Raw genomic sequence first — 25,018 nt, forward strand, 5'->3', positions numbered from 1 at the left:
AGGTAGCGCTGTCGCCCACAGAGATTAGATGTCATGACAACTAATTTGGGGCAGGGGGCTTGCCTAGTTCTTGCATTGGGTGCAATATTCTTTGAGTGAATACATCAACAAACGAATTCGATAGCAAGCAGGCCTGGCCGGCACTGTGGACCGTGCTGCTCGGCTTTTTCATGATTCTGGTCGACGCGACAATCGTCACTGTCGGCATTAACACCATCCAACACGACCTGGGTGGCAAGCTTGACTCCGTCATGTGGGTGACCTCGGGCTACCTCCTGGCCTACGCGGTGCCACTACTAGTTACCGGCCGACTCGGAGACCTGTGGGGCATTAAGAAGACCTACGTCGCGGGCCTTATTATCTTCGTCCTGGCGTCCTTGGCCTGTGGCCTCGCGCCGAGCATCGGCATGCTGGTGCTGGCCCGCGTGGTGCAGGGCTTCGGCGCGGCACTGCTGACTCCGCAGACGATGGCGCTGATTACCCGCATGTTCCCGCCGACTCACCGTGGCGCTGCGATGGGCCTGTGGGGCTCGGCCGCCGGTGTCGCGGCGCTCACCGGACCGCTCGCGGGTGGTCTACTAATCGACCTGCTCAACTGGCGCTGGATATTCCTCATCAACGTGCCCGTCGGACTGATTGGCCTGTTCTGCGCCTTCCGCTTCGTCCCGACCTTCGACACGAACCGTCACAAGATCGACTACCCGGGCATCCTGCTCAGTGCCGTCGGCATGTTCCTGCTGGTCTTCGGCATTCAGGAAGGCGAGTCCGCCGGTTGGGCCGGCTGGATTTGGGCGTTGATCGCCGCGGGCATCGTCGTGCTCGCCCTGTTTACCCTGTGGGAGGCGAAGACCACCTCGGAGCCGCTGATGCCGCTGTTCCTGTTCAAGGACCGGAACTTCACGGCGTCGTCACTTGCGATTGCGGTGATGGGTGCGCTTGTGGTCTCCGTCGGCTTCCCGATCATCCTGTATGCGCAGAACGCGCGAGGCTTGACGACGATCTCCGCGGCGCTCTTGCTGGTGCCACAGGCGCTGATTTCTGGCTTCATGTCCCCGTGGACCGGCAAGCTGCTGGGGAAGCTGAAGTTCCGGGAATTCGGGCTGATTGGTTTCGGCGCTTCGCTGATTGGCATGTTGGGATTCCACTTTCTCATGCGCGAGGGCGTATCCGTGTTGTGGCTGCTACTGCCGTCGGCGGCATTTGGTGTGGCTAACGCGTTCATCTGGGGCACGCTGTCCACTGCAGCGACCCGAAACATCGACGGTACTCTGGCGGGCGCTGCCTCCGGCGTCTACAACACCATCCGCCAGATCGGCAGCGTGCTCGGCAGCGCCCTGATTGCGACCGTCATGGCCGCTGCACTGAGCGACAATCACGGTGATTTCACGCCGTCGATGAGCCTGGCGATGTGGCTGCCGGTCGCCTTGTCGGCAGCGGGCATTGCGGCTTCGCTGATGATCAAAAACCCGTCTGAGCAGAGCTAGTAACTAGGAACCAATGCGTCAGATTAACCGTAGGAGTTTTATTAAATTTGCGGGGGCACGGCCGGTACCGGTGCGGCGATCTCAACGACCACTGTGACGGCGACCGTGAATACCGCCCCGAGTGGGTGATGTCCGCTGCCGATTTCCGGAATTGGTGCGTGACACCACTTTCGATTTGGAGGCCAACCCGCATTTGAGGCCCTAGTCGACAACCTTTTCGTGGATGTGGCTGCGGTTTGGCTGTGGCCGCGGATTGACCCTAGTCCAAGTTCCTCTCGAACCCCGCGATGATGAAGTCGACCTTGCGATCGACCCAGCCACGCTCGCCCCACTGTTGAGTTGGGACAATACGAAACTCATTCTCGACGGCTGCGGTATCGGATTCTGTGGTGTGTGCTTCGGGGTTTTCCGACAGCTCGTCGCCGAGATGCTCTCGCAGCGCGACGAGCTGAAGGTGAGCGGCTAGAACAGTATCGCTGACGAAGTTGAGAGCGAACATCACTCGGCTGGGGCCGCCGTGGAAGCCCCGCTCGAGAATCATCTTGCCGATGAACTCGAAGAGCTGCACGAAGTGGGTGTGCGCCGTAGCTCCGAGCAGTACGCGGTCCAGGCCTTTCACCTCTTCCAGCATGGACCAAAGGAGATTGGTCATCGCACGGATGCAGTCCTGCCAGGTTCCGTCGATAGATTGCGCGCGACGCAGCATCTCCGAGTTGACGTCATCAAGGCACATCCCGACGAGGTCTTCCCTCGAAGAAATAACTCGGTACAGAGATGGAGTGGCGACCCCGAGGCGTCGCGCTACTTCGGAGAGCGTAAAGTTTCCCAGTCCGATTTCCGTTGCGGCACGCACAGCATCGGTCGCAGTGAAGGTTGGTTTCGGACCAGTTTTTTTCGACATAGATACGATTATTCCTTAAGTGATAACAATGCGAAAAGATAGATATCGAGAATCGGGGGGACGTTTCTGTAACGCTGCAGGGTGGCCTATATAACTGTGTTGCGCTGGGGTATATCGAATGTTTCACGTGGAACATTCACCGAAGCGCTCAACCATGTAATCTGCGATTCCAGTCGGGTCTTTGAGGAATTCACGAGTGGCGCTGACCGCGTTAGTGTCTTCGAAGCCGGTGATGGTGGCGTCGTCAAGCGAAAGAATGGTTGCCTCGGGGAGCGCCAGAAGAATGGGGGAGTGGGTGGCGATGATGATTTGCGCGCCGCGCTCGGCGAGGGAGCCAAGTCTGCCGAGGAGCTCGAGTTGGCGGAGGACCGACAGGCCCGCCTCAGGTTCGTCGAGGAAGATGAGTGATTCTGGGCTGAACCGGCGAGTGACCAGTGACATTATCGACTGTCCGTGGCTCATGTCGACAAGGTCGAACAGTTTGCGGTCGCCGATTTCGGAGTAGTACCGGGCCAGGTTCAGGTGCGCATCCCCTCGGAAGAAGAAGGTATCCGGAGGGTTGCGTTTGGTTAGCGCGAGGGGGAGTGCGGAGCGGTTGCGTTGTGTTTTGAAGCGAGATCCACCGTCGGTGTCCACGCCCATAGCCGAGGCGATGGCCTCCAGAATGGTGGATTTTCCTCGCCCGTTCTCGCCGGTCAGGACTGTAATTGCGGTGGTGAATTCCAATGGGAACGGCAGCTCGAGCCGACGGATGTGCTCCGGGATGTCGGCATCGTCGTGGATTCGGGCGTGGCGTAGGTAAATCACGGCAATTTGTCGATTTGCTTCAGTAGTTCGTAACCGTCCGCGCCCTCGATGAGTGGGACGTGCGTGCGCTCCAGGCGGTCGATCGGGAACGTTGTGCCGTGGGAAAGAATGTGTTCGCTAGGGGTTAGGTTGCGGATCGCGATGCCTGCGACGCGGTCCGGGTGTTCAGCTGCAATCTGGCCGTAAATTAGTGGGTCGTGCTGCCCGTCGTCGCCGACAAGGACCCACCTGATGTCGGGAAAATCGATGAAAAGATTTCTCAACTGAACACGCTTATGCTCCTGGCCAGAGCGGAAGAGCCCCGTCGGGGTCGGGCCCCAGTCAGTGAGGAGCAGCGGACCCTTGGGTAGAGCATTCGCTTGCAGGAACCTGCGCAATGTACCGAACGTGTTCCATGCGCCGGTGGAAAGGTAAAAGACGGGGGTTTGGGTGAGCGTATGGCGGTTTGGAGTATGGCGGCGGCGGAGTTCGGCGTAGAAATCGCTGAATCCGGGCACCGCTTTGCGGCTATCTGTGCGTACAAACCACGAGTTGTACGCGGCAATGAGCGCACGCGGGAGCATCGTGACTATGACGGTGTCGTCAATATCGGAAACAATTCCTACCTTTGCCGATGGGTCGATGATGAGGACTTCGGCGGAGGCCGATTGTTCTTCCGTGGGGCTATCGGCTGGGGCGATAGTGACTTCATGCCAGCCGGGCGTGAGTCCGTGACCTTCAACGAGGACCTCCAGATATCCGTTGTCATCAGTGACTGCCTCGATAGTCTTATCGCCGGCGGTGACACGAACGGGGAAACCGCCTACCTGGATCGTGAAAAACTGCCTAAACCCCCTGGCCGCGGCCGTGCGAGGCTCGCGGTGGGGAGCTCGCATAAGGACCCTGGCGAAAACGCGCACTTGTTCCTCGTTGCCGTAACCGGTGTAGCCGATGACCGACGGTACCCAGCCCGACTTTTTTGACCGATGAGTGTTGAACGCGTTGATTTTCGATTCGGCTTTCCGGACCACATCTGCCAGTGACATGCTTCCAGGATACGGGTTGGTTTCTGGAGCGCTGGGTTGACAGACCAGGGGGCATCTCGCGTAGGTTGGGCCGCCAAGAGAAGAAGTCAACCCATAGGAGTGTTCTCTTTTTATGCGTTTTTCGTCTAAGAAGTCCATTGCATCCGCGTTCGTCGTAGCAGCTGGCCTCGTTGCCGGCCCCGCAGCGGTCGCATCCGCTGCGCCAGTCGAAGCGTGGGACCAGGTCGCTGCGTGCGAGTCTGGTGGCAATTGGCAGACGAACACCGGTAACGGCTACTACGGCGGTCTGCAGTTCTCCGCTGAGACCTGGAACGGCCACGGCGGTGGAGAGTACGCGCCGACCGCTGACCAGGCCACGAAGGAGCAGCAGATTGACGTTGCCGAGCGCGTGCTTGCTTCGCAGGGCCCAGGTGCTTGGCCGAACTGCGGTGGCCCGCTGGGCTAGCAGAATCTAGGCGGGTTTATTCGGCCTCCGATTCGGGGCTATCGCTGTCATCGGCTTCGGTGCTTTCGATAATCTCGGTGTCGGACACTGAAAACGACATCAGCCAATCTATGTAGTGCTGTTGTCTCGCCTTGGTTCTGCGCGTTGCGCGTTGGTCAAAGGTTTGGCACCCGAATCCCGCCATTGGCCCAGACGGCACAGTCGTTGCGACTGTGCCGTCTACTGATGACCACACCTCCGTGGCATCCCTAAGGGAAGTGATTTCCCATAGGTGATGCGTCTTCAAATTGTGGTGCTTTCTGCACAAACAGTGGAGATTTTGGGTGTCGGTCGGACCGCCGTCTTGCGGGTTCTCTAGGTTGAAAGGCTGGATATGATCCACGTCGCAGTGGTGAGCCAGCACTTCGCAGCCGGGGAATCGGCAGGTGCCATCTCGACCTCGGACGCGGGCTATTTGTGCTTCAGTGGGCCTGTAAGAGTCAGTGGCGCTGTCGGCGGATAGGCATAAGTGGGTTACCTTTGTCATCCACTGCTGGGTAGCGAGTGCTGAGAGCCAGCCGGCTCCATCTAGCCATGCTTTGTCCGAGCCTGGCTCACGATAAATGTTAAGGGTGACATCTGCGCTTGTGTTTCCGCTGACTAAGTCGACGAGTGCCTGTGCTTGAGTCATGCCTTCTCTTGCGCGGCTGGCACTGCCTATAGCGGACATAATCTCAAGCGCCCGGTCAGAACGCAGAGTCGCAATAATTTGCGAATATTTGCCCCCGTTTAAGGTCATTAGCTGTACGGATTCACCCTTGATGATGGTTGGAATCGTGCCATCTCCGCGGGCTCAATCGTCATACTCGGCGACGATGTCCCCAATTTTGTTGGTCAGTGACCTGGGGCCAATCATGGCTTGGCGGGGCCTTGACGGGGTGACCAATTCCAGAACTTCAGTCTCGACAGCGTGAATCTGCTCGTCCGCGATAGTGCAGGTCCCGTGAGCGATTATGCCCAGTTGTCGCGGAGTTAGTGAATCTGTTGATTCAGCGCGCTGCGCCAGTCGTGGCATCCGTCGCAACATAAGACCTATATCGCAGATACGCAGGGCCTCTCCGCGAGTAATGCCCAGTCGGACACTAATCTTCGCCGCGTGGTGCTCGACGTCGGCGTCACCATTTGGGCAGCAGGCCCTTATCAAAGCGAGCTGAGCGCGGTTTGCCTCCCGGGCAAGTTTTGAGAGCTGGTCGGACGGGGTTTGTTGAGCCCAATATGCTTCGGTGAATGGTTGCTCTTTGTTGTCGTCAGAATTGCTTTGAGGCTGCATTAGAATCCCCCTGTATTCCTCGGCTAATGCCTCTGGCCGCAGGTTGTGGCCATAGATTTCAGTTCGCTAAATCCCCACAATTGTTTCGAACTCACTTGCTATCGTACATGCGTTCGTATAGTTTGTAAATAGGCCGTTTAGGGAAAATCTCCGAAAGGTGAAGGGGGCGTTGGGGTGGGGTGCTAAGAATGGCAATATGCTTACAGGTGCGTCGATAACCAGTGTTGTGGTGATGATTATCGGTTCCTTGGCAGCCGGTTGGGTTGACGCTGTAGTGGGCGGCGGTGGTCTGATTCTCGTCCCACTAATCATGATCATGAACCCGGCTTTTTCGAACGCACAGGCCCTCGGGGTGAATAAGGTAGCGGGAGTTTTCGGAACGTCCAGCGCGGCCGTGGTTCTTGCCCGCAAGGTGCCGTCGGCTCGCGGGGCGCTGAGGTTTGCGCCGCTTGCTTTGGCGGGCTCCATTGGAGGGGCGCTCCTGGCCTCGATGCTCGATAAGGCTGTTATGCGGCCAATCATTATATTTGCGCTGGTTGCGGTGGGAATTTTCGTTGCCCTAAAGCCTGAGTTTGGACAGGTCGCAATTCCTCGGCGGAAGACTCTCGCGGTATGGGCCGCAATTGCTGCGCTGATTGCGGTGATTGGCTTCTATGACGGTGCTTTTGGCCCTGGCACCGGCATGTTTTTGATTCTTTGCTTTACGACGCTCCTGGGTATGAATTTCAGGGATAGCGCGGCATGGGCAAAGGTGCTGAACGTCTTTACCAACCTCGGAGCACTCGTGACCTTTGCAGCGCAAGGGGAGGTGCTGTGGCTGCTCGGGTTGGTATTAGCTGCTGCGAACGTGATCGGCGCGCAGATCGGTGCCCGAATGGTGTTGACGAAGGGGTCGGGCTTTGTGCGTGCTGTGATTCTGGCGGTGGTTGTGGTTATGGCGTTGAAGCTGGGAATGGACCAGTTTGGTGTGAACCCTATCGGGTAGTTCTACCGAGATAAGGGCCTTTGCTGTGTTGCCTAAACCGACTCCGTCGCCCCCTTCCACTGATTGATGCCGCGGTCGATGGCCCACTTGTCAATCTCGGCCAGCTCCTCATCGCTAAATGGCGCGGCCTCCAGCGCACCGAGATTATCCTCCAACTGCTTGACCGAGGACGCTCCAATCAGTGCAGAGGTGATCTCTGGGCGACGCAGGACCCAAGATATGGCCATTTGCGCGAGCGACTGACCGCGTCGTAAAGCGATCTCATTGAGGGCGCGGATTGCGGCAAGAGTGTCCTCGCCCAGGAAGTCGGAACTCATCTTGTGCGCGCCGAGGCGAGAGTCTGCGGGGACTCCATCAAGGTAGCGGTCGGTGAGCAGCCCCTGTGCCAGCGCGGAGAAGGCGATGATACCCATGCCTTCGTTTGCGCAGGTGTCGAGAAGTTCATCCTCAATCCAGCGGTTGAACATGGAGTAGCTTGGCTGGTGAATGGTCAGCGGGGTGCCCAGCTCGCGGGCGATAGCCTGGGCACGGCGGGTCAGCTCGGGCGAATACGAGCTCACACCGACGTAGAGCGCGCGGCCCGAGCGCACCAAAAAGTCGAGTGCTGCGACGGTCTCCTCGATGGGGGTGTCCGGATCCGGGCGGTGGTGGTAAAAGATGTCCACATAATCGAGGCCCATGCGGTGGAGCGAAGCATCGCAGCTGGCCACAAGGTATTTTCGAGAGCCGCCGAAACCGTAGGGGCCGTCCTGCATGTACCAGCCGGCTTTGGAGGAAATAATCATCTCGTCGCGGTAGGGTGCGAAGTCCTTCGCCATGATTCGGCCGAAGTTTTCTTCGGCGCTGCCCTGTGGCGGGCCGTAGTTATTGGCGAGGTCGAAGTGGGTGACCCCGCGGTCGAAGGCCGCGCGCAGGATCTCACGCTGGGTGTCCAACGGGCGGTCGTCGCCGAAATTGTGCCAAAGCCCCAGCGTAATTGCCGGAAGCTTCAGGCCGGTGCTGCCGGACCGGTGATACGGCATGGTGTTGTAGCGGTTGTCGTCTGCCCGGTAGATATCTGGGTATGTCATGTGGCCGAGACTACGCTCGCTTGTCGACGATTTCCCGGTTCTTAGCGGGGATTTTATCTAGATGGCTACCCCAATGAAGATAAAAAATTAAATTCAACGGGAACAACTCTTGCTGGGTGTCCGACTAATAGTGCATGACTTCAATAGCCACAGGAACTGCCGCTGAAGATTCAGCCGCAAAACCCGTCGCAGAAAACCGTAATGACCGCAATGGTGGCCCCCGAGGATTCCTGCATCGTATGCATACGATTGCCGGTATTCTTGTCGCGCCCCTGCTTGTCATTGCGGCGGTAACGGGCATCGGATACGCGTTGTCACCGTCGATTGAGAAGGTCGTCTACTCCGAGCAGATGACCGCGACCTCTTCGCTTCCACCTCGTTCACTTGAACAGCAGGTTGAGGCCGCCCGCAAGCTGCATCCAGACCTTCCAGTCGATGCAGTCCAGACCTACGATGAACCCGGTCGTACCACTCACGTGCTCTTCGCGGATTCGTCCTTGCTTTCCAAGTCCTACCGCCGAGTCGTATTTGTCGATCCTGGTGACCTCTCAATCAAGGGCGATACTATTCAGTACGGTTCTGCCGCGGCATTGCCAGTGCGAACTTGGATTTCCGAAGGGCACAAGCGCCTGTGGAGCGGAAACAACATTGGGCGTCTCTACTCCGAGACCGCCGCGGCCTGGATGGGAGCCCTGACTCTGGCCGGCCTGTGGCTGTGGTGGGACCGCAGCCGTCGTGGACGTAACAAGGGAACGAGTAAGCGCGCGCACCATATGAGTCGTCATGCGCGTGTCGGTGTGTGGCTGAGTATTGGTTTGCTGTTCCTGACCGCGACTGGGCTGACGTGGTCCTGGGTCGCGGGATCGGGAATCAAGCAGGTCCGCGAGGCAATGGACTGGTTTGCCCCGAAGCCGAACACCGCGATTACGGCTGCTGCGACTCCGGGTGCGGCGGCGACGGATGCGCATGCCGGGCATGGTGCTTCTGCAAGCGCCGCTCCTGTTGAGGTGTGGAACCAGGCCGATACGGTGAACCGCGTGGCCAGGGACTCTGGTCTTGTTGGCAAGATTGAGCTGACCCCGCCTGCCGACGGTGATGCGTGGGTCGCTAAGGAAGCGCGCCAGGAGTGGCGGCTAGGAATGGAGACCGTCGCAGTTGACGGTTCGAATGGCAACATTGTCGATCGCGTGGCCTTTGCTGACTGGCCGCTGGCTGCGAAGTTGACCGAGTGGACGATTAATGCCCACATGGGGATTCTGTTCGGTTGGGTCAATCAGCTGATCCTGGTAGCGGTAGGCATCGGACTCATCGCAATTATCATTCGCGGTTATGCCATGTGGTTCGGCCGTGGCCGCGGTCGGCGTCCGGGTCGGCTGCCCTTGCCGACGAGGTGGCGCGACATCCGCCCCTCTGTTGCGGTGGCCATCATTGTGGCGCTGGTTGCTTACTCTGTGATTGCGCCGCTATTTGGCGTCACGCTGGTGTTGTTCGCTGTTGCGGATTGGGTGTGGCGAAAAATGCGTGGCGCTACAGGCGTGAAGAAAGACTAGACAATTACTTGCCAATACCCCCGGAATTGTTATGTTCAATTCTGGGGGTTGACTTTTTCTAATTCGTCGCACTTAAGGCAGGGGGTGCTGTTGTGTAGCAGGCCTCCGCGAGATGTTTCGGCGAGATACGTGCCGGGTTTGGTGCTTACTGTGCTCAGGGTTACGAGGAGTGGGGAACAAGATTGCGCAGAAGCATGTCCGGGCTGCGATTACGCCTACCTCCCGCAGGGGACTTCCGAGTTCACGCAGTATCTGAAGGAGCTGGGCTGGGCCGCGTGGGGTCGATGAGGTCAGTGACGTGGAAGTGGTACACCAACTGCGCCAGGTGCTGAATGTGAAGGGGACGTAAGAGGCGTCAGTGCGAAGTCAGAAGGAGGGAAACTCACCTGGTTTAACTTGGCCTGAAGTCTATTTTTCTTGGTCGACCAAGGCCGATATCTCAGTTTGCTGACGCGACCAAGTGCGAGAGTTTGGGTACTAGCCAGGCATCGAGAAAGCGCAGAAGTTCGAAATATTGTGCCTAAATTGGGTGAAGTGATTGAGAGTCGCGGAGCCTAGAAATATCCCAGAGAATCGCTGGGAGGGGAGAATAGAATTGCGGGATTGCACTGATATCCCCTGATAGACTTCGCCGACACCAACAAACCTCAACCCACCCGCTGGGGATTGGTTCTCATTTCCCCTGATAGACTTCCGTTCAATGCCGTCTACCACGCGGAAAGGCTGGGGATTGGTTCTCATTTCCCCTGATAGACTTCATCCGCTGGCAACCCCGCCTACCCAACGGCTGGGGATTGGTTCTCATTTCCCCTGATAGACTTCGCATCAGCCACGCCCTTCGACCTACCGCGCTGGGGATTGGTTCTCATTTCCCCTGATAGACTTCGAAAAAACAAAGATGGAAGCAACAGAAGGCTGGGGATTGGTTCTCATTTCCCCTGATAGACTTCCCGGCTTTCGCACCGTTGACCAGCACACGCTGGGGATTGGTTCTCATTTCCCCTGATAGACTTCCCACTGCAGCATCTCCCACCCGAGAGTCGCTGGGGATTGGTTCTCATTTCCCCTGATAGACTTCGTGGCTGGTCGATGGCCCACCGGTTGGGGCTGGGGATTGGTTCTCATTTCCCCTGATAGACTTCGCGAGGGGTAGCTAAAGATGTCCTCGTCGCTGGGGATTGGTTCTCATTTCCCCTGATAGACTTCGCGACGGCGAGCAGGATTGTCGCGTTACGCTGGGGATTGGTTCTCATTTCCCCTGATAGACTTCTTCTCAATCTTTGTTGCTTTGCCAAGTGGCTGGGGATTGGTTCTCATTTCCCCTGATAGACTTCGGAGACGGCAGTTGACCTAGCAGCGTTCGCTGGGGATTGGTTCTCATTTCCCCTGATAGACTTCGCACGGGCTTTTAGCCTCAACGTCCTAGGCTGGGGATTGGTTCTCATTTCCCCTGATAGACTTCAAAGGGCCGTAAAAAGGCTTTCTGAGCAGGTTTATCAGGGGATTTTTATTTAAAAAATCTCGAGCTGTTCGGGCGTTTTTTCAACCTTCTTTGGTGAAGCGTTAGAAAAACGAAATGCATTTGACCACTGTTTGTCGGTGAGTGGGACGATTCGAACTTCTCCTTCATGGGGAAGCTTGGCCTTAATGTCTTTTGCAATTTTTGCTAGTTGTGCCCCGAGAGGAAGGTACTGGACATAGACGCTGTATTGGACGCGGCTAAAACCGCTATCCAATAGATAGTTGCGAAACTTGGTCGCTTCCTTTCTTTCTGTCTCAGTCTTTACTGGCAGATCGAACATAACTATGCACCACATCCGCTTATCTCCGGGCATTATTCTTCAGCCTTAAAGGGACCGCACCACGTAGGCACTCTGAACTGTTGAATATCACCTTCTGCGTACAAGCCGAACTGTTGTGCAAGTGAACCGAGCATTGTTGATACGGTACGGCCGTCAGCGTGAAACTGAGAGCTAGAAGCAGAAACGAGCTTCCGCCGCGTTTCGGGGTCCTCCATTGCGGAATTGCCAGGAAGCTGCGCTACGTAGTAATCAATGGCGGGGCGAAATGGCTCGAGGAGATCATCAACCAAATTGAAACCATTCGACCGCGAATGGTGAAAAACCCCCAAGGCAGGCCAAAGCCCTGCTTCGGTGACCGCTCGGATGCAGTGCCCACGAAGGATTGTGTATCCGTAATTTAGCGCGGCATTTAAGAGATCGCTCCCCTCTTGGTCTCTGCTTTCTCCTTCAGAGAAGTAGGCCGACCAATATAGTCTTGCTGCCTGTGCTTCGACATTAGAGGGGTCCCCAGATCGTACTGTTGAAGTGAGCGCTTCCAGGTCTTTAGCTTCTTGAGCGTGTCCGAGCGCACGAATTGTGTTGGCTTGTCCTCTAACTTTTGCTCGGACAAGATTCGCCCACGCTGCTTTTCTTCGTGGAAGGGTCATTTTTGACTGGGCGATTTGGCGCGCCCCCACACGCGTATGTGTGGACCAACCTGAAGCGACACTAACTGGAACGCCACGCCAGTCAGTGACAACCACTGGGATTCCATTTTGGCCGAGCATACTTAGGAGCCCTGAGGAAACATCAGTTTTATCTGCGATGACTAGGACTGCAATCTCCGCAAGGCTGACCTTCTTCTCGGATCCGTCACGGTATGTAGCTTTTATACGTCCGCGCTCGTAGCTGATACGACCGTTGAAAGACGTGAAGTCGAGCACCCGCCAACTCATAAGGAATCAATCTGGATGGAAACTGGCAGGTTACCGCGAGCTGATAGTCGAGGTCGACCATGGGCATCTCGCCGAACGATTGTTACCCCTCCAAGGCCAAATATTTTGTTAACGGCGGGCAGCCAGCCAGGACTGTCGATGACTTTTTTACAGTCTGTATCCATTTCATCCGTAATGCCTTCTGCAGATAGAACTGCTGGCTTCAACCGTAGGCGTGCATCAGAGTAGAACCCCTTAACGGTCCATGAACGAATGTCTCCGAACTCTGCAAGGAATGTTTCCGCCTGGCCAGTAGCTACCTTCGAGGCATCGAAGTGTAGCTCGTCGCCAACCACAAACCAGGTGATGTACTCTGCTGTTCCCTCTCTTAGCGCCTTGCGTAGTTTTGCTTCGCATTGGCGAACTGAAATGGTTTGCGGAGGAAGATCAACGGTAAACAAATCCTCGTGCTGATGCCGAACCAAATCCACGGTGTACACGCGCATCATGCAATAAGCATGACGCTTCCCGACTGGAACACGGTATAGGCGTGCATGGTGGAAGGATGCTCCCAACTCTGCATATCCTCCACGCACCGCGATGGCACCAGCCTTGACACCGAAAAACTCAATTTTGTCTTCCGAATTCAGATGAGTGCCGTTGACAACGATGCTTCGCGTCGGATTCTCTGGTAGTCCGTCCTTCCAGTCGAAGTCGGGGAGCCGTGTCAAAGCGCACCATAGTGCTGGCGAAGCTGCTCGGTCGATAAGCGCGACCGGAAGAGCATCACCGACTTTCGCAGAGTCCAGCTTCCCAATCCCCGCTTCATGGGCTTGTCCGTTGCCCAATCGTAGTCTCAGGTTTTGTGTGACCGCGATTCGATGCTGGTCTAAGGCCTCTTGAAGCATTGGAACTGCGGATTTCATACGCAAATTCCACTGCTCGAAAAGGTACCTATCCTGTTGATTTCGGCCTTTGTATTCTTTCCATGTACCGAAGTCGGTATCGGGTTTCTGAATGATGTTTTCTGCTCGTCGAAGGTTCTCTCGTTCGAGAATTGTCTGCGCCGTAGTGTAATTCATCAGTGCAACGACTGCGGCGTCAATCGCATGGTGGCGACGGTCTAGGCGATTCTTGCCATGACCGCCCCCAAGCATCGTAATTTGCTTTTCGATTCCAGCAGCTTTTCGAGCTGATGCTGTCACAGTTCCGCTGAACACGCGAATCTTTGGAGTTGACCTGCCCTGCTTCGCAAAATGACTAATCATGCGGTGCCGCAGCTCGATGGCCATCCACGCGACGGATTCGATACTGCGTGCATCAATCTTGTCGTCGCTGGAAGTTCGCTTCAAGTTCTTGATGACCGATTGCTGAAAATCCCTCATTTCCCGCGTAGATAGGCCGCTATCGGTCGGCCATTGATTGACACGATCGATTGCCCCTTCGAGAGACACACTAGGACCAGACTTTTCGCTGTTAGCCCAGACGGCAAAAGGAAGCTTGCCTTTGCTTAAATTGCATCTATGGCACGCGGCGAGCAGATTATTGCGTCGATTGGTAGAACCTGCTCCTGCACGAGGGACGATGTGGTCCATTTCTGCGGACTTGAAAGTAATCGTGGTGCCACAGTAGGCGCACTGTCCGTTCTGTCGCTGGATTGCCTGGTAGCGAAGCATATCACTGCTTCGGACGCGCCCTTCGATTCCCAGTTTTTCTGCAATTGCCTGTCTGGTTTCAAGGTTCCGCGTTGCCCGTTTGCTGTTTCCCCGCTCAATTTCTCGAGCTACAGATGCACTCTTGAAACCATCGCGGGCCGTCTCGATATTCACTGACAGGGGCGTGCCCCATCGCTTTTCTGCGAGCAGGATCCAGCGGTTGATGGCAGACAGTGTCCTATCTACTGCAGGGTTTCCAGTAGGTTCCGCAATTGGTGCAGCGGCTGGCTTCCAGTGGGCATCTACACCAAATATTTCTTGCCGGGCTTCGTGGAGGTCGGCCTCGTTGTTGAGGATATATTTGGCGATCTTGTCCAGAGTTTTAACTGAGTAGGCGGCTCGTCCATGAGGAAGCTTGACTGTTTCCAGTTTTTCCATTTCCTCGGGTGGTAGCGACCGAATGGCTGTAGCTGCAGCAATCGATTCAGGAGACCCTTCCTCGGGAGCCTCAACGTTCGAGAGTTCCGAGATAAGGGCGCTACGCATTGCAGTACTTCCCTTCCTCCAGAACTCGCGTAATGACTTCACCTGGCAGTTCCACATGATCTGATGTGTTTGGTTGATTGGCGGCGTCGCAGACATTCTCTCGCCATCGTCGTTAGCGCTGGCAGTGCCCTTTAGCAATCCCCGATCAATGCCAAACAATTCTGCAATGTCGGTCCACGTCGGGCTAGTTTTTTGCGTCCAGTTGTTAAGAAAGTTGAATGCCTTCTGCCGTTCATTAACCGTTAGTCGGCGCTGAGCAAAAGTCGGTGACGAAGGGTCGGCAATTCGCACGTTAGCGAGAAGACTGATGATTCGATACTCGTTGAAGGCGAGTGTTGCGCGCCATGCTCGTGGTTGTGACGGATCGAGCTCGTCCTTGCCAACGAATTTTTCCGCGGAACCTTTGGGGCTTTTTGCGTAGAAGACCTTGAGCAGGAGTTCGTGGACAAACTGCGGTTCGAGGTCCTGCACGGATGCGATCTTGAGTAATTCGTTGGCGAAGTCCTGCTGGTTGAGAGTCTCTGATAAGAATCCGTTCTCGCCGCGCAATTGTGTTGCGCCATGCGGAAGAGCACCCACCAATTGGGCCAGGGTCGGCGTCGATGGGATTGGCTTCCGGGCAGCCTCTCTAGCCTTTTGCTCGAGGATAGTGAACTTATCCGAGGCTTTGCGTTGAGTACACAAACGCTCCGCAGGGATGTAAGGGTTCCGCCATCCACGGTGGCGAGCAATGTGTCGGACAGCAATGGATAGCAGCTTCTTCATCTGCTCGTGGTCCTCGACCTTTTCAGTTGCCAAAGTAGCTCGAGCCGACCACGCGATTTTGTCAGCTTCCTTTTCCAGGTCAATCAATGGGAAATCATGTTGTGTAAGGAAGGTATCCAACGCGGCTAGGCGCTTCCTTCGCGCCGCGTACAGCCTTCGGGTACGTCGCGCAACTCCTGAAACAGCTTTGCGGGTCTTTGCTTCTTTTTGGCTATTTGGGTCTAAGCCAGAGTCGTGGATGAGCGACATTGAGTTGAGGAGCCGAACCGGCATTCCCTTTTCATCGACCTCGATAGCGGAAAAGCCCACCGAGAAGAGTCCGACATCGATTCCAACTACGTAACGCGTTGTCATTTTTGCTCCAAAAGATTAGGGCCCCGAAGGGCCCTAAGGAGCAATCGGAACCGCTAACGAGGCGGTCCTTACTGAGGATTGGTTCTCAATAAGAAATGATAGCACAAAGCCCAAACGCAAAGCCTAGGAAGGTAGACGCTTGTTAAGGAAGCGACCTTTCACCTGTGTAAATAATACTCACAAAAGAGTACCAAAACATTTGGATTGCAAAGTGTTTGAGCTAGGGAACAGGTGTTTGATTCTTTTGGCTAGTGACTTTACAGGTGGATGTTGTATCCGTGACTAAGCTCATCCCCACTCCCACCCAAACACTGCTAAACTTTGTGAAACGAAACCTCCAGAATCAGCCTCTACCGGAAAAGCTTGACCGCGCAGGAGCCCCTCATGCAGTACTTTCTCACCGTCCACGGCCGCAAGGACATCAATGCCTACGACTCTGACGAAGAGATGCGCGCTGCATTTGAGCGCGTCGGCAAGTTCAACCAGAAGCTGCAGGACAACGGGCATTGGGTGATGGGCGGCGGCCTAGTCCCGCCGGAGCAGGCCGTGACTATCATGCCGGACGGCACTCAGGACGCGGCGCCCTACTACGACGCTGAGACGTTCCCCTCGGGGTTCTGGATCATTGAGGTCGAGGACGAAAACCAGGCCATCGACCTATCCCATGAGGCAGCGAAGGCCTGCGCGCAAGGTGTCGAAATGCGCGCAATCGCGGATTAGCGCAGTCCGTGCACCCGCCGCATTAGCGTCAGCATCGCCTGCGTCGGAATCGCCCGCACCAAGGACACAACAACGCGTGCCGACGACCCCTCGGCCACCAACGCCACCGGCCTTTCTGCGGCAACCTCTCGCATGACAACGTCCGCAATCTGGGAGGCCGGAATGCCCTTGGCCTCATTCGCGTCAAGACGTGTCAGCATCCGCTTCACATCGTCGGCGTAGACGGATTCTTCTTCGCCGTACTTCGTGCGGCGCTGCGAAATGCCGGTATTAATCGAGCCCGGCTCCACCACCGTGACCCCAATGCCGAACTGTGCAACCTCGCCGCGCAGGGCCATCCCGAACCCTCGGATTGCGGCCTTCGTCGCCACATAAGAAGAGCGATACGACAGCGGCAAACCGCCCAACATCGAACCGACCAGCACGACCCGGCCGCGCCCTGCGGCACGCATGTCGGGCAGCAGCTTCTGCAGCAACTCGACCTGCCCTAAGACATTGACCTGGAATAGTCGCTCGAGGGCATCGCGAGGCAACTCCTCAAAGGGGCCCGACTGGCTCTCGCCGGCATTGGCAACCACGACATCAAACGGGCCACGCGCAGCGATTGCAGCAATGTCGTCCTGGCTCTCCATGTCCAGGGCCAGCATCTCCACGCCATCCGGGTGCGGCGCCTCCGCGCCTCGGCGCGAGGTGCCTATCACCTCGAAACCGGCCTTCATCAGAGCCTCCGCGCAGGCCCATCCAATTCCCGATGAGGCCCCGGTCACCAGCGCGCGAGGCCTGCTGTCGGGATCAGTGCCGCGTGAATTGCCGATAACCTGCGGTAACTTCGGCCCATGCGTCAGCGTCGTGCGGAAACTCATGCGTGATCCGCCTGAATGGTCATGCCGTTTTCGCGCAAACGCCGAAGCAGAGCATCGCCGAGGGCAACCGTCGGCGTGAGGACGCCGGAGACATCGGGAAGCTCATCGTGGGCCAGAGCCAAGGCGCAGTTGGAGATCATCATGGCGGTGCCCTCGTAGCCGGGGTCCTGCTCCAGGGACACTAGCGATTGCCAGCGCGCACCGGAGGTATCGGTGGTGTAGCCCTCGATAGTGAAGCGACCCTCGGCACGTTCGGCCTCGGAGGGGCCCTCACCGGGCTTCGGCAGCTTCGCATCCAGCAGCTTCGCGGTCGGCGGGAAGGACAGTGCCGCTAGGCCTGCCAGCATGCCGAACTTGAAAGCGAACGCGCGCAGCAGCCCCTTGACTCCGCGGCCGACGTTCATCAGCTCGCGGTAGCGGAAGCAATCGCCGTATCCGGTCAGATGCGCCGAGCGCTGCACAACACGGGTGTTGTACGGGCCCATGAAAAACGGTGCACGCCATGCACCGCGGAAACGCGCCGGGCGCAGGTCCTTGCCAAAAGCACCCTGGTCAGGGCCGGGGGCGGCAAGCGCGTATGGGTTAGCCAGGATGCGGCGCAACTTCGGGTCGGCCTTCGCCGCGGCAAGCTGGGTGCGCACCGAGTCGATGGTGCCTCCCGACGCGCCACCCTTGACGTGCTTGACCAGCAGGGTCGTCTCACCAAGGCTGGTGTGGGCGGCGTCGTAAAGCGCACGGACGGTGATGTCCGAGGGGATTGAGTCGAAGCCGCAGGAGTGGACGATTTTCGCGCCGGTGGACTGTGCGATTTCGTGGTTTTGTGCGATGGAGTCGTGGGCGAAAAGAACTTCGCCGGTCAGATCGACGTAGTGCGTGCCGGCCTTCGCGCACTCGGCGACCAGCGTCTTGCCGTACTTCCAATAGGGGCCGACAACTGTCAGAACCACCTTGGTGTCGGCGGCAATCTTGGCCAGCGCGGCTTCGTCATCGGCGTTGGCGACAATACGTGGCCAATCCTCTACGTCGGCCTCGCGCGCAACCTTGGTCAGTCGCGCAGGGCTGCGGCCCGCAAGTGCGACCTTCGTGCCTTCCGGGGCGTGCTGGGCCAGGTAGTCAACTATGAGGCGACCGACGAAGCCGGTCGCGCCATAGATCACGATGTCGTAGGGGCGACTGTCATGTGAGGTGCTCATGCATAAGGAGGGTAACCAACTGCTCACTCGTTCGCTGACAAAACCATAAGTTTATTGGCATTAAGCATTGATGCAGGTAATTTTTACGGTTCATTTGTAGACCGCTTGGTCTATGTGCATAATCACACCATGACGAAAAAAGACCTGACGAAGAACTCGCGACGCTTCTCCACCGCCGCAGTCCGCGCCGGCTACACCCCGGATTCCCTCCATGGATCCATCAACATGCCGATTTACGCCAGCTCGACCTTCGTCCAGGACGGAATTAACCAGCTCCGCGGCGGCTTCGAATACACGCGCTGTGGCAACCCGACCATCGCCGGGCTTGAGCGCGCCATCGCAGACCTTGAGGGTGCTAGCTACTGTCGGGCCTTCTCCTCCGGCATGGCCGCCACCGACGCAATTCTGCGTATCCTGCTCAAACCCGGCTCCCATATCGTCATGCCCAACGACGTCTACGGCGGCACCCACCGCCTAATCGATAGCGTATTCGGAGCCTGGGGCATCGATCACACCGTCGTCGACATTGGCGACGCCGAGGCCGTCGCCGCTGCGATCCAGCCTAATACCACCGTGATCTGGGTGGAGACGCCCACGAACCCGTTGCTGACCATCGCCGATATTGAAGCGATCGCCGCGGCCAAGGGTGAGGCGAAATTGGTCGTTGACAACACTTTCGCCTCCCCGTACCTGCAGCGCCCGCTCGAGCTTGGCGCAGACGTCGTTTTGCATTCGACCACCAAGTACCTCGGCGGGCACTCCGACGTCGTCGGCGGGGCGCTGGTGACTAATGCCCCTGACCTCGACGAGGAAATCGACTTTATGCGCGGCGGCACCGGCGCCATTCCCAGCGTCTTCGACGCCTACCTGACAACCCGCGGCATCAAGACCCTGGCCGTGCGCATGGAGCGCCACTGCGACAACGCCGCCGCTGTCGCCAAGTTCCTCGCCTCCCGCCCCGAAATCGCCGAAGTCTACTACCCGGGTCTTGGCTCCCACCGCAACCACGGCGTCGCCAAGCGCCAGATGTGCGGCTTCGGCGGAATGGTCAGCGCCCGGCTTGCCGACGCCACCAGCGCCAATCTTCCCCACGGTCTCAGCGGACAAGAGGCGGCCGAGCAGCTCTGCCTCAAAACAGTCGAGTTCGAGCTTGCCGAATCCCTCGGCGGCGTTGAATCCCTGATTGAGGTCCCCGCAGGAATGACCCATCAATCGGTTACCGGAACCACTCTGGAAATCCCGCGTGACCTTGTGCGCCTCTCCGTTGGTATTGAGGACATCGACGATCTCATTGCCGACCTCGCCCAGGCTCTGGACAATCTGGGTACGTAGACTCCCCGCGCAGAGGCGATAACCGGTCGCGTTAGGCTGGAAGGTGTGAGTAGCGCAGCAGGAAGCCAGGAAAATCAGTCTCTCCCCGCGGGCCTTACCCCGGGCGACCCCGGATTCCGCCGCGCGCTCGTCGCCGTGCTCTTCGCGGGCCTGGCGTCCTTCCAGGCTCTCTACGCGACGCAGGCGCTGCTGCCCACGCTTTCCGACGACCTCTCCGTCGACCCCGCGACAGCCGCCCTGACCGTGTCGGCCACAACCGGTGGCCTGGCCTGCGCGGTCATCCCAGTGTCCATCCTGTCCGAACGCTTCGGCCGCAGGCGCGTGATTGTAATCAGCGCCTTCGTGGCGACACTGCTTGGCCTCGTCGTTGCCGCGTCGCCTGGAATCGGTTCCATGATTGCGTTGCGATTGCTGCAAGGCATCGTCATTGCCGGTGTCCCCGCCGTTGCGATGGCGTACGTCAGCGAAGAAGTCCATGCCGACCACGTCAGCCGCGTGATGGGGCTCTATATCTCCGGCACCACCGTCGGCGGACTGCTCGGGCGTATTATCCCCTCGATTGTGCTGGAGTTCGCCGGCTGGCGAATGGCGGTCGCGGTCTCCGCGGCAGTGGCCTTCGTGTTCGCCATTCTGACCTGGTATTTCCTGCCCATCCAGCGCAGGTTCCACCCCAAGGCGCTGTCCTTCTCCGGCGAATGGCAGGCAATCCGCCGCCACCTTGCCGACCCGCGCATCCTCGCCCTGTGCGCCCTGGCATTCCTATTCATGGGAGCGTTCGTCTCCCTCTACAACTACCTGGGCTTCAGGCTCGGCGACCGCTTCGGTCTGTCACCCGCGCTCGCCGGGTTTGTCTTTGTACTTTATTTGTCGGGGACGTGGTCGTCGGCACGCGCGGGTGTGTGGGCGAAAACGGTGAGTCGGCGCAGGCTGATTGCCATCGCAACGGTTGGTGCCTGTGCGGGCTTGGGGCTCGTCGCGGTGCCGTGGCTGCCGGCCGTAATTGTGGGTGTGTTGGTGTTTACTGCGTCGTTCTTTGTGGCGCATTCACTGTCGTCCTCCGGCGTGGGGCTGGTGGCGCAGCGTGACCGAGCCGAGGCGTCGTCGATGTACCTGTTTAGCTACTACGCGGGTTCGTCCGTGGTGGGGTGGGTCTCCGGGATGGTTTTCGGCGGACTCGGCTGGGGCGGGCTCGTGCCGTGGCTGGTGGCACTGTCGTTGGTCGCAGGCGCTTGTGCTGTAGCGGGTTTGAAGGCGCGATAGCGCTACTTCTGCCCGACAATCAGCTCCGTTCCGTTGGCCGACAGCGGCGCCTCGCCCGCGGGCTGGCGCGACGGGCCAGCGATAACCTTGCCAGTCGCGATGTCGAACTCGGAGCCGTGGTTCGGGCATATCATGACACCGTCACGAACCTCGGTGATGCGGCCATTCTGATGCGGGCACACGTTGGAAAAAGCGGCGAACTTGCCCTTCTCCGGCTGTGTCACCACGTAGCCACCAACCACAACACCCCCGCCCACGGGAATATCCTTCGCGGCAACCTTCTCGACCGCAGACTTCGGCGCGCATGCCGCAATCAGCGCACCCGCTGCAGTCGCAGCCGTACCGAGCAGAAAACGTCGACGGGAACAGGGTGAAGTTTCAGCACTCATGCCCTCGAGCGTACCCCGCACCGCTATTTCTGCGGATAGGAGCGCTCCCCGAAAATAGCGCGGCCGACGCGCACCGTCGTGGCTCCCTCCGCGATTGCCTCGAGGTAATCGCCGGACATGCCCATCGACAGCTCCTCCAGGCTGACGCCATCCGGCAGGTCACCCAGCAGGCTGTCGCGCAGCTCGCGCAGCTCCGCAAACGTATCGCGCACGCGCGGGTCACCGGCGGCGGCGATGGTCATGAAGCCACGCAGCCGCAGGTTCGGATACTCGCCACCCTCGCCGAACATCCGGACAAACTCCGCTGCGTGCTGAGGCGCCAGCCCCGACTTCTGCGGCTCCCGAGACACATTGACCTGGATTAATACGTCCAAAGTTGACTCGGCAGGGGACTCCAGCGTCTCCAGCCGGCGCTGCAACGCAGCCGCCACCTTCGGACGGTCGAGCGCCTGGAATTCGTCGGCACAGCCCACCAAGTGCCCGGCCTTATTGGTCTGCAGCGGGCCGATAATCGCGATGCGCGGCGCAGTAGCCGTGGTGCCCGTCGTAGCAGGCGCATCAGTACTGGCCCCGAACGCGTCCTGGAACGCTGCAGCTTTCCCCTCCGCCTCCTGCACCCGGTTTTCCCCCAAAGTTCGGCAGCCCGCGGCATGGAGGGCGGGCCAGTCGTCGATAAGAGAGTCGGCAGGCACGGTCTTGCTCACCGGCAGCAGGCGGACTTCCTCGGGGCGGCGGCCGGCGCGTCGGCAAGCGTCATCGATATCGGAGCGGACCTTCAGATAGCGTTCGGCAACGACATCGGAGGGCAGGATGTTCTGGGCTGACATAACTCCCACTCTAAGACTTCGGCCGAGGTCGGGTGCGGTACATTCGAGACATGCTCATGGACAGACTCTCGAGCCTATCGGTTCTGCAGCGACGAATCCTCACAGCCGTATTCGGACTCGTCTCGGTGGCGGTGGTCGTTGCCTTCATCTATCGAGCGGCGACCTACTACATGATGGACGTCGAAGTCTTCCAAGACGCCGGCTGGGCATTCCGCCGTGGCCAGGACCTCTACTCCGAGGACTTCCCGACGCGCTCCGGATTCCGCTTCATCTACCCGCCCTTTGCGGCGTTGCTGTTTTATCCTCTGACCTGGGCGGGGCCGACGACGCTGCAGATCATTTGGACGATCGCGACGATGGCAGCCGTGTGGGCAATGCTGTGGATGGTGACAAAGCGGCTGCGCGCCGACTACCCAGAGCTGATTGCCACCGGGCTGCTCGGAATCGTGCTGCTGCTCGATCCGCTGCGGGCAAATGTGCTCTTCGGGCAGATCAATGTGTTCCTCGCGCTGCTGATCGTGGCCGATGTGCTGGGATTTCTGCCGAAGAAGCTGCGTGGCCTCGGCGTGGGTGTCGCTGCCGGCATCAAGATCACGCCGGCCGCGTACGCGCTGGTATTCCTGATGCGTCGCGACTTCGCTGCCGTGGCCAAGAGCTTCGGCTGGTTCCTGGTGACGGTAGCCGTGGGCTTTGCCGTGCGCTTTAGGGAGTCAATCTACTTCTGGACCGAGGAATTCTTCTCCTCCAATCGCGGCGGTGCCCCGACGTATGAGGCCAACCAGGCATTCAGTGGCCTACTTGCACGCGCCGGGCTAGAGGGGACTGCGCTCGAGGTGGGTATCTATGGTTTCTTCCTCTTCGGCGCTATCGCTGCGGCGTTTGTGGCATGGGTGTTCCAGCGTGAGCAGTATGACGTCTCGGCGCTGGCCTTCGTGGCGCTGGCCGTGAGCTTTGCCGGGCCGTACGCGGTCAGTCATCACTGGTCGATTGTCATGGTGTTCTTCCCACTGCTGCTTTTCTACCGCGAGATTTGGCATGTGGCGGTTGGGGTGCTGTTCTTTGTGGCCAACTGGTGGGCGCCGTACGAGGTGTTCATCGGCAACGACTTCGGACGGGCCAATAGTGTGGGGCAGTGGTTCTACGGAAACATGCAGGGCGTGATGGGATGCGTGTTGTTCTTCGCGTTCCTGTGCTACGCCATCTACTTGTGGCGCAATCCGCGCAGGGTGCGGGTATAGGGCGGCGTGTTTTTTTTGGGGGGTGCATTGCTGCACCTGTATTGCTGCAGCTGCATTACTGCACTTTAGCGCTGGTCGGTGACTGTAGCGCTCGCTCTCGGCTGCTCTACAGTCACCGACGAGCGCTAGAGTGTGGATTTTGGGGCAGGGGAGCGGGGTAGGGCGCTGCTGGGGGGGGCTGGAGCGCTGGGGGCGGGGCAGGTTATCCACAGATGACGAAACTATCCAAAGGCAACGCTTAGCAGCTGTACTTCGGCAGCCGGAGCCGCGGGAAAATAGCTACTCTTGCCGAGCACAGCGCACACCAAGCACGGTGCCCACATGCACAGCTCACAGATGCACGGCGCACACCGAGCACCGTGCCTTACTCGACGCTGTGTCCATAAGGGGAGGGGACAAACGTGATCGACTGGCATCGCGACGAGGACAGCATCATCCGGGCCGGGGCACAACACGACGGAAAGAGTCCGTGCAGCAGATACATGGTTGGCCGGGCAGGTGTCGACAGGGATGAATGGATCCGCAACCATACAGAAAAACAGCAGCCGGAAAAACGCAACAACGCCCTAATTTGGCTGGCTCGCGGCGCGTATTATCCGGTCAACGAATGGCTAACCGCGCCACTCAGCGAGCGCTTCACCCTCCAGGTAAAGGCGCTCATTAGGCGCGGCAGCAACATCATCATCGCCGGTGAAGCCGCGGCCGCACTGCATGGTTTCCCGCTGCTGCTTCGACACGCGCGCATCGCCGTCGCAGGTACGGGGCGTCGGCCACTTTCATCCGTGAAAGGCCCAACATCCCACAGCCGCCTGCTCCATGTCACGGGGCGGTTGGAACCTGTGGACGTCGTAAAGCGAGAAGGGCGGTGGCTCACAGACATCCCGAAGACAGCAGTGGACCTGTGCCGGGCGCGGACCTCGGAGAATGGTGCGGTGGTAGCGGACGCGGCGCTGCGCGGGCACTGCACAGAGGAGGAGCTGTGGGCGACGTTCGACGCGTACCCGCGCTCGCCGGGGAATGTGCGGGCGCGGAAGCTGCTGACGGAGGCGACGACGGGGGCGGAGTCGATAGGGGAATCGTTGGTCAAGCAGGCGGCTATTGCGGCGGGGGTCGCGCACCCGCAGAGCAAGCGTTCCCCGCTACTGCAGCAAGTAGCGTTTTATGATGCGCACGGGTTCATCGGGAGGGTCGACCTATTCGTGCCGGAGCTGGGTTTGGTGATTGAGTTCGATGGGAATGTGAAATACGGGGCCTCTTCGGGAGAGACGACTCAGGACGCGATCAGTAAGGAGCTCGCGCGGGAGAAGCGGCTGAAGAACTTGGGCCTGATTGTGGTGCGGATTGTGTGGAGTCAGGTGCTGCGGGGCTCGGCGGAGGAGATAATTCGGCGGGCTGCTGAGGATGTTCGAGCGCAGATGGACCGGGGGTGGTCGGTGTACTCGGGAGAATATGAGGTGTGCGAGCCGTATTTTGAGGTCGAGAAGGAGGCCATTGACCTGGCTATTCAGCGTAGGAAACGCTGGGCGGAGGTGGGTCGGTTGTATTAGGACGGTTGCTTGCTGTGCGGTTGCCTTTTTGGCTGTG

The 25,018-nt window shown here is 58.6% G+C and carries 21 protein-coding genes, 1 pseudogene and 1 CRISPR repeat array; of the genes and pseudogenes, 10 read left to right on the plus strand and 12 right to left on the minus strand.

The features are described 5' to 3' along the window. Positions 1 to 95 precede the first annotated feature (95 nt). On the plus strand, positions 96 to 1,484 hold the full coding sequence (locus CLAC_RS00125) for a DHA2 family efflux MFS transporter permease subunit (RefSeq protein ID WP_053411189.1): 1,389 nt from the start codon (positions 96 to 98) through the stop codon (positions 1,482 to 1,484). A gap of 259 nt (positions 1,485 to 1,743) precedes the next feature. On the opposite strand, the gene CLAC_RS00130 is transcribed toward CLAC_RS00125, so the two are convergent. From CLAC_RS00130 to CLAC_RS00140, 3 genes are all read right to left on the minus strand, one after another. Beyond that, complete coding sequence (locus CLAC_RS00130) at positions 1,744 to 2,385, minus strand: TetR/AcrR family transcriptional regulator (protein WP_053411190.1); 642 nt, start codon at positions 2,383 to 2,385, stop codon at positions 1,744 to 1,746. A gap of 123 nt (positions 2,386 to 2,508) precedes the next feature. Next, the gene (locus tag CLAC_RS00135; RefSeq protein ID WP_053411191.1) at positions 2,509 to 3,192 is read right to left on the minus strand and encodes an AAA family ATPase; all 684 of its coding nucleotides are present in this window, start codon (positions 3,190 to 3,192) and stop codon (positions 2,509 to 2,511) included. Then, positions 3,189 to 4,217, minus strand: a complete 1,029-nt coding sequence (locus CLAC_RS00140; protein ID WP_053411192.1) for an App1 family protein phosphatidate phosphatase — start codon at positions 4,215 to 4,217, stop codon at positions 3,189 to 3,191. The genes CLAC_RS00135 and CLAC_RS00140 overlap by 4 nt, the downstream gene beginning before the upstream one ends. 112 nt (positions 4,218 to 4,329) lie before the next feature. Between CLAC_RS00140 and CLAC_RS00145 the strand changes: the two genes are divergently transcribed. Continuing rightward, positions 4,330 to 4,662 carry a transglycosylase family protein gene (locus CLAC_RS00145; protein ID WP_053411193.1) on the plus strand — a complete coding sequence of 111 codons (333 nt, stop codon included), beginning with the start codon at positions 4,330 to 4,332 and terminating at the stop codon, positions 4,660 to 4,662. Positions 4,663 to 5,494: 832 nt separating this feature from the next. Here the strand turns inward: CLAC_RS00145 and CLAC_RS12855 are convergent. Continuing rightward, on the minus strand, positions 5,495 to 5,971 hold the full coding sequence (locus tag CLAC_RS12855; RefSeq protein WP_211255360.1) for a hypothetical protein: 477 nt from the start codon (positions 5,969 to 5,971) through the stop codon (positions 5,495 to 5,497). A 196-nt stretch (positions 5,972 to 6,167) separates the two neighbouring features. Between CLAC_RS12855 and CLAC_RS00155 the strand changes: the two genes are divergently transcribed. Next, entirely contained in the window at positions 6,168 to 6,956 is a 789-nt protein-coding gene (locus CLAC_RS00155; RefSeq protein ID WP_053411194.1) for a TSUP family transporter, read from the plus strand. 32 nt (positions 6,957 to 6,988) lie between these two features. Here CLAC_RS00155 and mgrA read toward each other — a convergent pair whose 3' ends face one another. Next, positions 6,989 to 8,026, minus strand: coding sequence for an L-glyceraldehyde 3-phosphate reductase (mgrA, locus tag CLAC_RS00160; protein ID WP_053411195.1), 1,038 nt, complete (start codon positions 8,024 to 8,026; stop codon positions 6,989 to 6,991). Between the two features lie 239 nt (positions 8,027 to 8,265). Here mgrA and CLAC_RS00165 point away from each other — a divergent pair, with 239 nt between their 5' ends. Then, positions 8,266 to 9,576, plus strand: a complete 1,311-nt coding sequence (locus CLAC_RS00165) for a PepSY-associated TM helix domain-containing protein (protein ID WP_245621900.1) — start codon at positions 8,266 to 8,268, stop codon at positions 9,574 to 9,576. 133 nt (positions 9,577 to 9,709) lie between these two features. After that, positions 9,710 to 9,849: pseudogene (locus CLAC_RS12875) on the plus strand (RtcB family protein); the annotation flags it as partial. Between the two features lie 385 nt (positions 9,850 to 10,234). Further along, a CRISPR array of direct repeats spans positions 10,235 to 11,038; the repeat unit is 36 nt; unit sequence GCTGGGGATTGGTTCTCATTTCCCCTGATAGACTTC. Positions 11,039 to 11,087: 49 nt separating this feature from the next. Here the strand turns inward: CLAC_RS12875 and cas2 are convergent. Genes cas2 through cas9 form a run of 3 tightly spaced genes read right to left on the minus strand, consistent with a single transcriptional unit; the run spans position 11,088 to position 15,612 of the window. Further along, complete coding sequence (gene cas2, locus CLAC_RS00170; RefSeq protein WP_053411197.1) at positions 11,088 to 11,411, minus strand: CRISPR-associated endonuclease Cas2; 324 nt, start codon at positions 11,409 to 11,411, stop codon at positions 11,088 to 11,090. Next, on the minus strand, positions 11,411 to 12,313 hold the full coding sequence (gene cas1 / locus CLAC_RS12160) for a type II CRISPR-associated endonuclease Cas1 (RefSeq protein ID WP_082312918.1): 903 nt from the start codon (positions 12,311 to 12,313) through the stop codon (positions 11,411 to 11,413). Before cas1 ends, cas2 begins: the two co-directional genes overlap by 1 nt. Further along, positions 12,310 to 15,612 (minus strand): type II CRISPR RNA-guided endonuclease Cas9, encoded by a 3,303-nt coding sequence (cas9, locus tag CLAC_RS00180; RefSeq protein WP_053411199.1) that lies wholly within the window; start codon positions 15,610 to 15,612, stop codon positions 12,310 to 12,312. Before cas9 ends, cas1 begins: the two co-directional genes overlap by 4 nt. A gap of 384 nt (positions 15,613 to 15,996) precedes the next feature. Here cas9 and CLAC_RS00185 point away from each other — a divergent pair, with 384 nt between their 5' ends. Next, positions 15,997 to 16,332 (plus strand): YciI family protein, encoded by a 336-nt coding sequence (locus CLAC_RS00185; RefSeq protein ID WP_053411200.1) that lies wholly within the window; start codon positions 15,997 to 15,999, stop codon positions 16,330 to 16,332. Here CLAC_RS00185 and CLAC_RS00190 read toward each other — a convergent pair. Beyond that, positions 16,329 to 17,195, minus strand: coding sequence for an SDR family NAD(P)-dependent oxidoreductase (locus CLAC_RS00190; RefSeq protein WP_082312920.1), 867 nt, complete (start codon positions 17,193 to 17,195; stop codon positions 16,329 to 16,331). The two genes, CLAC_RS00185 and CLAC_RS00190, sit on opposite strands and share 4 nt — an antisense overlap. Then, positions 17,192 to 18,388: a saccharopine dehydrogenase family protein gene (locus CLAC_RS00195; RefSeq protein ID WP_053411201.1), complete on the minus strand. Its 1,197-nt coding sequence runs from the start codon at positions 18,386 to 18,388 to the stop codon at positions 17,192 to 17,194. The genes CLAC_RS00190 and CLAC_RS00195 overlap by 4 nt, the downstream gene beginning before the upstream one ends. 129 nt (positions 18,389 to 18,517) lie before the next feature. Between CLAC_RS00195 and CLAC_RS00200 the strand changes: the two genes are divergently transcribed. Together CLAC_RS00200 and CLAC_RS00205 are read left to right on the plus strand one after the other, a co-directional pair. After that, positions 18,518 to 19,720 carry a cystathionine gamma-synthase gene (locus CLAC_RS00200; protein WP_053413134.1) on the plus strand — a complete coding sequence of 401 codons (1,203 nt, stop codon included), beginning with the start codon at positions 18,518 to 18,520 and terminating at the stop codon, positions 19,718 to 19,720. A 45-nt stretch (positions 19,721 to 19,765) separates the two neighbouring features. After that, positions 19,766 to 20,980 (plus strand): MFS transporter, encoded by a 1,215-nt coding sequence (locus tag CLAC_RS00205; RefSeq protein ID WP_053411202.1) that lies wholly within the window; start codon positions 19,766 to 19,768, stop codon positions 20,978 to 20,980. Positions 20,981 to 20,982: 2 nt separating this feature from the next. Here the strand turns inward: CLAC_RS00205 and CLAC_RS00210 are convergent, their stop codons facing one another. Then, positions 20,983 to 21,369 (minus strand): Rieske (2Fe-2S) protein, encoded by a 387-nt coding sequence (locus CLAC_RS00210; protein ID WP_053413135.1) that lies wholly within the window; start codon positions 21,367 to 21,369, stop codon positions 20,983 to 20,985. 23 nt (positions 21,370 to 21,392) lie between these two features. Further along, positions 21,393 to 22,196: a YggS family pyridoxal phosphate-dependent enzyme gene (locus CLAC_RS00215; protein WP_053411203.1), complete on the minus strand. Its 804-nt coding sequence runs from the start codon at positions 22,194 to 22,196 to the stop codon at positions 21,393 to 21,395. Between the two features lie 50 nt (positions 22,197 to 22,246). Here CLAC_RS00215 and CLAC_RS00220 point away from each other — a divergent pair, with 50 nt between their 5' ends. After that, positions 22,247 to 23,434, plus strand: coding sequence for a glycosyltransferase 87 family protein (locus CLAC_RS00220; RefSeq protein WP_053411204.1), 1,188 nt, complete (start codon positions 22,247 to 22,249; stop codon positions 23,432 to 23,434). Positions 23,435 to 23,835: 401 nt separating this feature from the next. Then, positions 23,836 to 24,981, plus strand: a complete 1,146-nt coding sequence (locus CLAC_RS00225; RefSeq protein ID WP_053411205.1) for a PDDEXK family nuclease — start codon at positions 23,836 to 23,838, stop codon at positions 24,979 to 24,981. Positions 24,982 to 25,018 lie beyond the last annotated feature (37 nt).

Origin of the sequence: Corynebacterium lactis RW2-5, from assembly GCF_001274895.1 — a bacterium.
Lineage (GTDB): Bacteria > Actinomycetota > Actinomycetes > Mycobacteriales > Mycobacteriaceae > Corynebacterium > Corynebacterium lactis.